The following is a 12,111-nucleotide window of genomic DNA, read 5'->3' as shown; positions in this document are numbered from 1 at the left end:
AAGAACAATCATCCCAAGTCAGAGGGCATCTGCGCGTCTACGACACGATCAACTCACCAACAACACCGGTGGATCCAGGCTCAACGTTGTGAAAGTGGCGTTCATGCGGATCAGCGATCACGCCAAGACCTCGCGTGCGGCGGCCATGGCGTTGAGTGCCGCGGGGAAGCCGGTGTAGAAAGCCAGATGCAGCAAGACTTCGACGGCTTCCTTTCGCGTGCCGCCCGCGTCGAGTAAGCCGCGGAGGTGATCCTGTAAACGTGGGATCATTGTGCCAATCGCGGTGCACGCGGCGATTGCCACGATCTCGCGCTGTTTCGCGGTCAGGCCCGCGCCCTCGGCTTCTCCGCTGTAAGCCGTCTCTGAGCCCGCGATCGAAGCGGCCACCTCGATGGCCTCGGCGACCTGACGGCCGGAGCAGCCGATGTTCAAAGCCGCGGTCGAGTGGAATTGTAACTGGGCGGAAGCGTAACCGAGTGCGGTCAATGCCCCGATTGTCGCCAACTGTCGATCCGGTAAATCGAGGCCCGGCCGATGGTAAACATCGCCGTAAATGAAGCCGACGCATTGTTCACCGAATTCGGCCTCGCCGAGGCTTTCGAAAAGATCGAGCACCGCGGGCCGTTCGACGCCGCCCATGCGCTGAATGAGCCGCAATCCCTGTGCGAAGGAATCCATTTCCCCATTCTAGCCGCGCCGGCGGCGCAAGGCGGCGCGGACGGCGCTTGTCCATGGCTGGACGGCACTTGTGCCCGAAGGGACGCCAGGCGTGCATGAAGGGACGGCACGCGTGCACAGCCGGACGACACGCCGGAACGGCGCGACACGCCGCCGGATTTCTCGCTCTGTGAAAACAGGCGGACTAGAGGGTGGGGTGACCTTTTGTCAAGGCTTGTGTTAACGCTCATACCGTTCGCGTTTCCGGAATTCGGTAACCGGGGGCGCGGTTCCGCTCGGGTGTATGGTGTCGCTCGGGTGGAGGTCTTTGAGGAAGAGGAATGGCGCGCAAACTCGACTTTTGCATGGGAACCGTCGAAGCGACCGTGGTCGGCAGGGCGTTCGGCGTGGACGTCAGAAGTTTCCCGCTGAGAATTCGTAATACCACCGCTGAGCCCGAGCGTTTCGCCAGGCTCGCGCGGCAGGTGGACGGCGTTCTCACGGCCGAGGGACTCGCCGAGGGCGGTCGTCTCGATCCGGCAGTGAGCACCGCCTTCGGGCTGTGGAGCCGTCCGCACGTCTCGGTTTCGGTCAGCGGCATCGACGGTCTCGGCGACGACATCGCGGTGCTCGCCTTCACCGATGGCGCGCGGGCGCTCGGTGTCACGCAGGCCGCGCACGGCGACTTGCTCGACTTCGCGCTGTTCACGGACGAGGAATTCGCCGAGGTCATCGCCGGTGTGCTGCCGAGGATGCCCGCCGCGGCGACCGGTTCGTACACCGTGCGCCGCCGCGCCGAGCAGCGGGTTTCGGCGATGACCGCCCGGCGACGGGCCGCGCGCGAACTCGAGGAGGACGAAGACGAGGCCTTCGGCTCGGTGCGCTTCACCGGCGCCGTCCGCTCCGGCGTCCCCGAAGCCCGCGCCCCGCTTTCGGACGAGGAAGCGCTGTCCGAGCTCATGGCGGGCGCCAGGCTCGGCGGTGGCCGGATCGTGGTGACCGGCGCGCGGGGTGCCGCGACCCCGTTGACCTGGCTCGACACCGAGCACGGCCGGTTTCTCATCGACGTGGAAGAAGACGCGGGGACGTTCATCGCGCACTACCGCCCGGCGGGCTGGGCCGAGCTCGTCGCCGCGATCCGGCAGCGCATCGCAGGCGTGTACTGAGAAGGAGCAGCTCGATGAGCGAAGAGAAAGCCGAGAAGCAGCGGATGCTCAGCGGCGTCCAGCTGCGGAAGATGGCCGTCAGCGGGAGTTTCGCGGTGGACGAGAACACCGGGAACCGGATGATCGAGGCGCTCGAAGGCGTCATCGAGACGCTCACCACCCGATGGGCCGCCATCCAGCGGCTGCAGGACTCGCCGAGGCTGAGCACCACGGCCACCGCGCAATGGGTGTCCTCGCGCATGGTCGGCACCGCGGTCGACGAGCGCGGCCTGCTCACGCAACTCCAGCACGCGAAGGCCGAGTTCCCCGCGTACGTCGAGGCGATCCGGATCGCCAAGCGCAACTACAAGCAGCGTGAGCAGGACAACCACGACCTCATCAAGCGCACGGGGCGGACAGAGTGAAAGGGACGAACGTGGACGAGCGGACGGCCGCGGTATCCGACCCGGCGTCGCCGGACTACGACCCGAACAGCCCGTACTACGACGTCACGGCCGACTCCTCGTCCAAGTACTACGTCGGCCCGCTCGTGGGTGATGCCGAGTCGGGCGACGAGATTCGTGAGCGGGCGACCGCCGACGTCGACAAGCAGATCGCCGATGAAGAGCACTGGACGCACAAGGTCATCGACCCCGAGGCCCGCGACGCCCGGATCCAGCGGCTCTACGAGCAACGCCTCGACGAGGCGCGACGTGGCCTCGATGCCGGGCTGGAGCTGCGTCCCTCTGCCGCCGTGCCGCGCACAGCCTGGGAAAACGCGTCGCACGAGCAGATGAACGACGCGATCTTCAAGGACGCGAACTCGGCCACCATCGCCGAGTCCTCCGAGGAATGGGTGCGGGTCGGCAACGAGCTCGCCCACCATCAGCGCGTGCTCGCCGACGCGATCGCGGACAGCACGGCGGACTGGCGTGGCGCCGGCGGCGACGCGGTGCGCGAACACCTGGCGGGCGTCGGCAAATGGCTGGGCGTCACCGCGCAGGGCGCGGCACTGACCGGCAGGCAGCAGCAGATCCACTCGCAGACGCTCAACGAGACGCAGAAGCAGATGGCGGCCAACCCGCCGGTCGCGTTTTCGCCGCAGGAGGCCAACGCGCGGCTCGTGCAGATCACCGATCCCGTCGAATACGCACTGCGCTCGAACGAGGATTTGAAGGTCTACCAGGCGCAACAGGCCGGGCGTGAGCAGGCGGCGCGCATCATGACGCAGTTCGACGAGACGGTCGGCTCCGCCACCGTGACACCGGCGTTCCCGCCGCCGCCCAAGCTGCCAGGCTCGAATTCCACCGCGGGCGGCGGTTCCTCCCAGCCGTCGCGGCAACTGCGGGATCAGCCGGCGGGCTCGGACAGCGGCGACACCTATGCCGCTTCCCGCACCGCACCGCTGGAGCCGTTCCAGGCCGAGTCGCCCGTTTCCCGGGCCACGCCCGTCGAGCCGTTCCAGAGCACGTCGCGGGAAGGCCTGCCCGCTCAGCAATTCCCGCCGAGCGCACCCCCGCTCGGGGACCGAACGGGTGGACCCTCATTCCCGGGCAGTCCCGCGTTCCCCGACGCGCCGCACCTGCCCACGTCCGAAGACCGGACCCGGACGGCCGGGTTCCAGCCGAACCCGCCGCCGCTCACGGGCGGTCCGGCTCCCACTGGCATCCCGCCGATCCCGGACACCACCACCCCGCGCGGCACGCCGTACCCCGTCGGGGGCACGCCGCCGCCGTTCCCGACCGGAACCGGGCCGACCGGCGCACCGCCGATGAATCCCCGCAGGCTCCCGACCATCGGGCCGACCGGCGGCATCAACGGCGACAGCATCGGCAGCAGGCTCGGCGGACCCGACGAGACCAGCGGCAGCCGAGGCGGCGGCGCGCCGAAACTCGGCGGTGGCGGCGGTTCCACACGCGGCGGCGCGATCGGTGGCTTCGGACCCGGTTCGTCCCCCGAATCCTCGCTGACCGGCGGAAAAGGCACCGCTTCCGGCCCGATGGGCCGTGCATTCGAGGCCGAGCAGGTGCGCGGCGGCGCCGGACCCGGTGCCGCGAAGCCGATGCCGGGCGGCCCCGGCGGCATGGGTGGCGCCGGAGCCGGCAAAAAGGGTGAAGAGGACAAGGAACACAGCGTCGCCGAGTACATCGAGGGCGACAAAGAGCTGTTCTCGTCGGAAGAAATCGTCGCACCGCCGGTCATCGGCGACTGGCAGAACACGGATTGGCGGTGACCCATGGGTTTCGAAGTAGTCGCTGACGACCTCGTCGCGCACGCCAGCCATCTCGACGGGCTGAGCGACCGGCTGAAGACGGTCGTCGCCGCGGCGAACACGGCCTCGATGGACGACGGCGCGTTCGGCCTGCTGTGCGCGTTCATGCCGTTGATCGTGAACCCGATGGAGGAGAAGGCGCACGAGGCGCTCTCCGCGTCGGTCGAGGGCGTGCACACCGTCGGGGACAACATCCGCGCCGCGGCGAAGGCGTACCGCGACGGCGACGACACCAACTCGGCGGCCTTCGTGAAGTTCTCCCGCGAGGCCTCCACTCTCAAGCGATAAGGAAGACCATGACGACGGCGAACGGCCTCGGCGAGTTCATGCGTGACCCCGACGAGGCGCAGCGCAAGATGGACGAGTGGGCACAGGGCTTCGCGGACAAGGCCGCCCGGTACCGCGCGGCTCAGGAGCGCACCGAGCAGATCCGGCTCACCGCGGCCAATTCCGACGGCGCGGTCAGGGTGACCGTCGGCGCCGACGGCGCGGTGCGTGACCTCGAGTTCACCCACAAGGCGAAGTCGTACGCGCTGGACGAGCTCTCCCGGCAGATCCTCACCACGATGCGCCGCGCGCAGGCCGACATCGCGAACCGGGTCGCCGAGGTGATGACCGAGCAGCTCGGTGACGAGGACCAGCAGACCAGGTCGCTGATGCTGGACAACCTGCGCAGCCGGTTCCCCGAGCCGGAACCCGACGTCCCGCCCGCCGCGGCGCCGGCCCCGCCGCCCGCACCTCCGGCGGCGCCCCCGGCTCCGCCGTCCGCTGGTCCGCCGCCGAGGCGCGGCACCGATCCGGTAGAGGACGACAACAACCCGTGGTGACCGAAGCAGGGATGAAGCAGCTGTGAGCAATCCACTGGTCGTCGCGCCGACGGACAGCACGAAGGCCTACTCCGGTGTCGTGCTGCTGGAGTCGGCGTTCGATCTCAAGCAGGCCATCGAAAGCGGGGACTGGGCGAGTGTCGCGCTGGGCGCGGTCGGCGCTGCGCTCGACGCGCTGGGCGCCGTGCTCGACCCGTTCGGCACGATCCTCGCGGCGGGCGTCGGCTGGCTGCTGGAACATGTCGGCCCGCTGAAGGAGGCGCTCGACGCGCTCGCCGGCAGCCCCGACGCGGTCAAGGCGCATTCGGAGACCTGGAAGAACGTCGCCACCGAGCTCGGTTCCATCAGCGACGACCTGAAGTCGATGGTCGCCGCCGACACCACGGCCTGGACCGGTGAGGCCGGCGACTCCTACCGCAAGCAGGCCGAAGACGTGGTGGCACTGCTGAAGACCACGAAGGAAGCGGCCTCCGGCGCTTCGAGCGGGGTCAAGACGGCGGGCGAGGTCGTCGCCGCGGTCCGGATGCTGGTGCGCGACATCATCGCCGAGGTCGTCGGGCACATGATCAGCTGGGCGCTGCAGGTGCTGTTCACCTTCGGCATCGGGCTGATCTGGGTGGTGCCGCAGGTGGTCGCCGAGGTGGCGAAGACCGCCGCGAAGATCGCCAACCTGACCAAGCGGCTGGTGCAGGCGCTCAAGGCGCTCGCGCCACTGCTCAAGAAGGCGACCGGCCTGTTCGACGACGTCGCCACGAAGCTCAAGGGGATCAAGGGCGGCAAGCCGGGACCGGCGCCGAAGACCGGTGACCTCCCGCCACCGCCGAAGAGCCCGCCGAAGGGCGGCGACGGATCCACCGGACCGCAGGGTGCGCCGAAAGGCCCGCCGCCGAAGGAACCGCCACCGCATCAGAAGGGCCCCGACGAGTCCACCAGCCCGTCGGGCGCGCCGAAGGACCCGCCACCGCCGCCGCCGGTCAAGAAGGACCCGCCGCCGCCGGTCGCCAAGACCGATCCGCCGCCGCCACCGCCGCCGGTCAAGCAGGATCCGCCACCGTTGAACCGCGGCGGCAACGAGTCGACCACGCCGTCGGGCGGCAAGGATCCGGCCAAGACCAAGGACCCGGACAACAAGCCCTGCGAGTTCGACCCGATCGACGTCGCGACCGGCGACGTGCTGCTGTCCGAAGTCGACCTCACGGTGCCTGGCGTGCTCGGCGCGCTGCTCGCCCGTGAGCACGTTTCGTCCTATCGGGACGGGCGCTGGTTCGGTCCATCATGGACGTCCCTTGTGGACGAACGGCTGGTCTTCGACGCGGGCGCGGTGCGCTACTACTCGGCAGACGCGATGGTGCTGGAATTCCCGATTCCGTTGCCGGGCAAGGGGTCCACGGCCGTCTACGGGCCGCCACGCAAGCTGGAGGCCGACGACGACGGCTACCTGATCACCGATCCGGGCCGCGGCCTGATCCGCCGGTTCGCCCGTGTCACCCAGGATGAGTTCCTGCTGCGGGACGTCCGTGCCGGTGACGGCGAATTCGTCGTGCTCGACCGCGCTCCCGACGGCGCGCCCACCCTGCTCTCGCACTCCGGCGGCGCTCAGATCGCCTTCGAGACCTCGGCCGGGCGCGTGCGGTCCGTCCGCGCGCTCGCGCCGGGCGGCGATGTGCCGATCGCCCGGTACGAGTACGACCAGAACGGGCATCTCGCGCAGCGCGCCAACTCGACGCCGCGGCCCGCGCGCTACGACCACGACGCCGAAGGCCGGATCCGCGGCTGGACCGACCACAACGGCACCTGGTACCGCTATGTCTACGACGAGTCGGGCCGCTGTGTGCGGACCGTCGGCGACGGCGGTTATCTCGACGGCTCGCTGAGCTATGCCGACGGCCGCACGATCACCACGGACTCGCTGGGGCACCAGAAGATCTTCGAGTTCGACGCCGCGGGCAACGTGGTGTCCGAAACCGACAAACTGGGTGGCGTCACCCGCAGCGAATGGGGCCCGCACGATCTCTTGGCGGCCCGCACCGATCAGCTGGGCAGGCGCTCGGAGTTCGAGCACGACGAGGCCGGGAACCTTCTCGCGGTGATCCGCCCGGACGGCAGCCGCGTGGTGATCACCGCGTGGACGGAGAACGGCCTCGAGATCGAGGTGAGCGACGGCGAACGCGTGTACACGCGCGCCTACCCGGCTTCGCACGATCCGTACACCCAGCCGCTCGGCGTGTTCGGGGACATCGACGAGGTGCCCGCGCCCGAGGGCGACGAAGCGGATGTGGACTTCGACGTACTCGGCCGCCCGCGTGTCCTGCGGCGCGCCGCGGGACAGGTCACGTTCGCGTGGACCGTGGAAGGCAAGCTGCGCGCCACGGTCGGCGCCGACGGCGCCCGCCAGCAGTGGACCTACGACGGTGAGGGTGGCGAGCTCTCCCACACCGACGCGCTGAACCGGGTCGCCGTCGCCGAGCACGGCCCGTTCGGCGTGCTCACCGCGACGACCGACCCGGTCGGCGCCCGCACCACGCGGCGCTTCGACACCGAGTTGCGGCTGCTCGCCGTGACCAACCCGGCAGGGCAGACGTGGGAGTTCGGCTACGACGCCGAAGGCAGGCTGCTCAGCCAGTCCGACTTCGAAGGCCGCGTCACCCGCTGCGCCTACGACGCCGCAGGGCAGCTGGTGCAGCTGGTGAACGCGGCGGGCGAGCGGGTCGAGTTCCGGTACGACCGGCTGGGCAACATCCGTGAGCGGATCAGCGCGGCGGGAACCGAGACGTACCGGCACGATCCGGTCGGCAGGCTCGTGCGCGCGACCAGCCAGCACACGGAACTCGAGCTGGAACACGACCTCGACGGCCGCGTCGTGCGCACCACCATCGGCGGGCGCGCCACGGCGTTCGGCTACACCGGCGACACCGGCACCGTCCGCCGGTCACCGTCCGGTGTGGACGTCCGATGGGGACGGACCGGTGACGGGGTCGACAACCTGACGGTCGCGGGCACCGCGCTCACGCTGCACCGCGACGCGGCAGGCCGCCAGATCGCGGTCACCAATGGCCCGAACCCGTTGGTGCGGCAGGAGTTCGACGCCGCGGGCAGGCTTGCCGCGCAGTACACCCCGGCCGGACCCCGGCGTTATCACCGCCGTCCCGACGGCAGCGTCGCGACCCGTGAGGACCCGGGCGGCGGCGCGAGGTACGAGTTCGATCCGGTCGGCCGGATCACCGCGGTGCACACGCGCGGCGGCACCGAGCGCTACGCCTACGACGTGACCGGCAACCTGATCTCGGCCTCGCCGGGACTGGCGCACTACGTGACCGACGCGCAGGGCAGGCTGATCCAGCGGACCGTCGGCGATCTGGTGTGGACGTTCAGCTGGGACGTGCAGGACCACCTCACCGGCGTGCGCGCCCCGGACGGCACGCGGTGGCGTTACCGCTACGACGCGCTGGACCGGCGTGTCGCCAAGCAGCGGCTGGACCCGGACGGCGGGATCGCCGAGCAGGTCGAGTTCGCGTGGGACGGCAACGCGCTGATCGAGGCGTCGCACAGCACGGGTGCCACTTTCACCTGGGTGTACCACCCCGACGACGGCAAGCCGGTCGCGCAGGCGATCACTTCGCCGGACGGCACGACCCGGGTTTCCGTGGTGGTCACCGACGACGTCGGCACGCCGGTCGAGCTGATCGCCGCCGACACCGGCGTGGTCAGCCCGGTGCGCACCAGCCTGTGGGGACTGACCGGCGACGGCGCCGTCACCCCGCTCCGGTTCCCCGGCCAGTACTTCGACGCCGAGACCGGGTTGCACTACAACGTGTTCCGCTACTACGACCCGCTCAACGCCAGGTACCTCTCGCCGGACCCGCTCGGCCTCGACCCGGCGCCGAACCCGCTCACCTACGTCGCCGACCCGCTGATCGCGTGCGACCCGCTCGGCCTCACCTCGGGCGGTTCCGGCTCCGACCGGCTCGCCGCGAAGTACGCGCAGCAGCAGGCCGACGCCGCGAAGAAGGCGGCACAGGCGGCGGCCGCAGCCGCGGCCGGACCCAACCCGACGGCCGTCGCCGCGGCACAGGCTGCCACCGGCAAGTGCGCGAAGAAGCCCAAGAACCCGGGCAACCAGTTCCAGCCGTACCCGAAGACCAACCCGCAGAAGGGTTCGTCGTCCGGCGGCACGTCGTCCAGCAACCCGAAGGTGCCGAAGGGCCCGAAGGACCCGGACAGCGGCCGGTACGAGTCCCAGGGCGGCGGCACGACGTCCGGCAAGCAGACGCTGGACGGTTCGCCGATCGGCCGCAACGCCGACTGGTCCCCGAAGAAGGGCCACCTCACCGACGTGGAAGATCTGCGGGCGACGCCGCACAAGGACTACAGCCCCGAGCTGAAGGACGCGCTCAAGGACGTCAACGGCTACACCGAGAGCAAGCCCGGTGGGCCTGCGCAATGGATCAAGGGTCACCTGCAGAACGACAACCTCGACGGTCCTGGCACGAAGGACAACATGACGCCGCTGACCCAGGACGCCAACAAGAACATGTCGAAGGGCTTCGAGGAGTACGTGAAGAAGGGCAACGACGACCTCCGGCTGATCAAGTCGGAAGTGCCCAAGGACTCCGCGCTGGGGAAGGCGGGCATCGACCCGTCCCAGTTCGACAAGGTCCGCCAAGATCTCAAGGACCTGAAGCTGAACTACTCGGTGGACGCGAGCACCGGCCCTGGCGGCCTCAAGTTCCCCAACTCGCCCAACGAGTTCGAACGGTCCATCCGCGATCATCTGGAGCTCAAGGCCGGCTGGGAGGGCGTCACCCCCGACGTGCAGAAGTACCTGGACTTCCGCTACAAACCCGGCTTCCTGCACGAGTTCCCGCCCAACGGCCAGAAGCTGGACACACTGACCGGCAAGATGACCGACATCCCGAGCCCGCCGGGATCCCCGATGAGCCTCACCTAGCGTTGCGCAAAGGGCGGTCGTGAGTGTTGCCGACGGTTCTATTGGGCGGGAAGCCAAAGGTGGCGTGCTCTGGGGTGGCCGGTGAGGGCTTCTCCCACTACGTCCGGCGAGGCGTATTCAAGCTTTCGGCGGGTGTGAAGTGAGGGGGCCGTTGGGTGCGTAGTACGCATTCGGGGGCACCCTCGCTTCGCGATGAGGCTCTGGCAAGCGGTCGTGAGTGGTATGGCCGGTTCTAACCGGTCTAAACACTCACGACCCAAGCCTCTCGAAGCGAAGACCCCGCCGGCCTGCCCGGAGCGCGCCACCTTTGCCCTTCCCCTCAATAACCGCCCGCAACGCTCACGACCGATTAGAGTCGAAAACATGCGGGTATTGGTGGTTGAGGACGATCGTGAGCTCGGCGCCGAGGTGGCAGGCGGGCTCCGCGCGGTCGGTTACGCCGTCGATCTCGCCGAAACGCTGGCCGACGCCGACCTCAAGCTGGCCGTGAACGGCTACGACTGCCTGGTGCTCGACCGGATACTGCCCGACGGCGACGGCCTCCAGCTGCTGCGCGCGCAGCGCGAGGCCGGTGTGCGGGTGCCCGCGCTGATGCTGACCGCGCTGGACGCCGTCGGCGACAAGGTGGCGGGCTTCGCCGAAGGCGCCGACGACTACCTGGTCAAGCCGTTCGCCTTCGCCGAGCTGTCCGCGCGGGTCGGCGCGCTGTGCCGTCGTGCCGAGCATCCGAGGCAGGCCGTGGTGCGCGTCGGCGACCTCGAGGTGGACACCTCGCGCAAGCGGGTCCGGCGCGGCGGGATCCTGCTTTCCTTGGGCGCCAAGGAGTTCGCGGTACTGGAGCTGCTCGTGGTCAGGGCGGGGCAGGTGGTGTCGCGCACCGACCTCATCGAGCACTGCTGGGACGAGCTGACCGATCCGATGTCCAATGTGGTCGACGCGGTGATCGCGCAGCTGCGCCGCAAGCTCGGCCCGCCGATCATCATCGGCACCGTCCGCGGCGCGGGCTACATCGTCGAAACCGCCGCGTGACGGCCGGGCTCCGCCGCCTGCGCCTGCGGCTCACCCTGCTCTACACGCTGGCGACCGCGGTCTGCCTGGTGCTGCTCGCGGCCGTGGCGGCGCAGATGGACGCGGACTCCCGGTACTCCACTTTGGACAGCGAGGTGGACAGGGCGGCGACCGCGTTGTCCCGCGCGGTCTACTACGACCTCGGTGTCCTGCACCTCGAACCGCTGCGCGACGACGTGCTCGCGGCCAACGAGACCGGCGTCTACGTGCTGGAGTGGACGGAATCCGGTGACCCCGTCCCGCGCTTCGGCGACGTCCGCAACACCTGGCTGCCCGCGCCGGACGGCCTGCGCGCGGTCGCGGACGAGGCCAGGCACACCCAGGAAACCGCGCTGCGGGAGGCGAACGCCAGCGACGGCCGCCCGCTGCGCCTGGCGGCCGCGCCGGTGTGGAACGGCGACCGGATCACCGCGGTGGTCGTCGCGGCGGGCGATCCCGCCGGAACCGAGGCGGAACACGACGCCGTGGTGCGCTGGCTCGGGCTCGGCTGCCTCGCGCTCGTGCTGCTCGCCGCGGCCGCCGGGCACCTGCTGTCCGGCCGGAGCATGCGCCCCGCCGCCGAAGTGCTCGGCAGGCAGGAGCAGTTCCTCGCCGAGGCCGCGCACGAACTCCGCACCCCGCTGGCGACACTGCGGCTCACGGTCGACGGCGGCATCCGCGATCCGGACCAGCGCGACGAGGCACTGCGCAGATCGGCGCGGCTGACCGAGGAGATGGGCAGGGTAGTCGCCGGTTTGCTGGCCAGGGCCCGGCTCGAAGCGGGCACCCAGGAGCTCGAGCGGGAACCGTTGCGGCTGGACCTGCTCGTCGAGCAGATCGTCGGCGACTGGACGGACGAGGACGTCGAAATCTCGGTCACCGCCAGCGAATGCGTGGTGCGCGGCGACCCCGATCTGCTCGCACAGGCCGTCCGTAACCTGCTGGCCAACGCCGTGGCGCACGGCGGCGGGACCCCGGTCGAGGTCGTCGTGGCCGACGGCCGGATCAGCGTGCGCGACCACGGGCCCGGTGTGCCGCCGGAGGATCGCGAGCGGCTGTTCGAGCGCTCGGTCACCGGCGCGGGCGGTGGCACCGGGATCGGGCTGGCGATCGTCCGCTGGGTGGCCGATCTGCACGGCGGTTCCGCGCGGCTGCTCGACGCCGACGGCGACGGCATGGTCGCCGAACTGGTGGTGCCGGTCACCGAGGGCTGAC

At 70.0% G+C, this 12,111-nt stretch carries 9 protein-coding genes; 8 read left to right on the top strand and 1 reads right to left on the bottom strand.

Features of this window, described 5'->3' with window-relative positions:
* Nucleotides 1–117: 117 nt before the first annotated feature.
* Nucleotides 118–678 (bottom strand): carboxymuconolactone decarboxylase family protein, encoded by a 561-nt coding sequence (locus ACFV15_RS30275; RefSeq protein WP_378354469.1) that lies wholly within the window; start codon nucleotides 676–678, stop codon nucleotides 118–120.
* A gap of 344 nt (nucleotides 679–1,022) precedes the next feature.
* Between ACFV15_RS30275 and ACFV15_RS30270 the strand changes: the two genes are divergently transcribed.
* The 8 genes from ACFV15_RS30270 to ACFV15_RS30235 all read left to right on the top strand — a co-directional run bounded on the left by ACFV15_RS30270 (nucleotide 1,023) and on the right by ACFV15_RS30235 (nucleotide 12,110).
* A complete protein-coding gene (locus ACFV15_RS30270; protein WP_378354467.1) occupies nucleotides 1,023–1,823 on the top strand; it encodes an ESX secretion-associated protein EspG in 801 nt (266 codons plus the stop codon).
* A gap of 14 nt (nucleotides 1,824–1,837) precedes the next feature.
* Nucleotides 1,838–2,227 (top strand): hypothetical protein, encoded by a 390-nt coding sequence (locus ACFV15_RS30265; protein WP_378354465.1) that lies wholly within the window; start codon nucleotides 1,838–1,840, stop codon nucleotides 2,225–2,227.
* A gap of 11 nt (nucleotides 2,228–2,238) precedes the next feature.
* Nucleotides 2,239–4,035: a hypothetical protein gene (locus ACFV15_RS30260; protein WP_378354464.1), complete on the top strand. Its 1,797-nt coding sequence runs from the start codon at nucleotides 2,239–2,241 to the stop codon at nucleotides 4,033–4,035.
* Between the two features lie 3 nt (nucleotides 4,036–4,038).
* Nucleotides 4,039–4,362, top strand: a complete 324-nt coding sequence (locus ACFV15_RS30255; protein ID WP_378354462.1) for a type VII secretion target — start codon at nucleotides 4,039–4,041, stop codon at nucleotides 4,360–4,362.
* A gap of 8 nt (nucleotides 4,363–4,370) precedes the next feature.
* A complete protein-coding gene (locus tag ACFV15_RS30250; RefSeq protein ID WP_378354460.1) occupies nucleotides 4,371–4,901 on the top strand; it encodes a YbaB/EbfC family nucleoid-associated protein in 531 nt (176 codons plus the stop codon).
* A gap of 22 nt (nucleotides 4,902–4,923) precedes the next feature.
* Nucleotides 4,924–9,849: an RHS repeat-associated core domain-containing protein gene (locus ACFV15_RS30245; RefSeq protein ID WP_378354458.1), complete on the top strand. Its 4,926-nt coding sequence runs from the start codon at nucleotides 4,924–4,926 to the stop codon at nucleotides 9,847–9,849.
* A gap of 363 nt (nucleotides 9,850–10,212) precedes the next feature.
* Nucleotides 10,213–10,878, top strand: a complete 666-nt coding sequence (locus ACFV15_RS30240; protein ID WP_378354456.1) for a response regulator transcription factor — start codon at nucleotides 10,213–10,215, stop codon at nucleotides 10,876–10,878.
* Nucleotides 10,875–12,110: a sensor histidine kinase gene (locus ACFV15_RS30235; protein WP_378354454.1), complete on the top strand. Its 1,236-nt coding sequence runs from the start codon at nucleotides 10,875–10,877 to the stop codon at nucleotides 12,108–12,110. The genes ACFV15_RS30240 and ACFV15_RS30235 overlap by 4 nt, the downstream gene beginning before the upstream one ends.
* The last annotated feature ends 1 nt before the right edge of the window (nucleotide 12,111 follow it).

The organism is Amycolatopsis sp. NPDC059657 (genome assembly GCF_042734395.1).
Lineage (GTDB): Bacteria > Actinomycetota > Actinomycetes > Mycobacteriales > Pseudonocardiaceae > Amycolatopsis.
The sequence above is the reverse complement of the archived record's forward strand: the minus strand, read 5'-3'. Positions and strand labels throughout refer to the sequence as shown.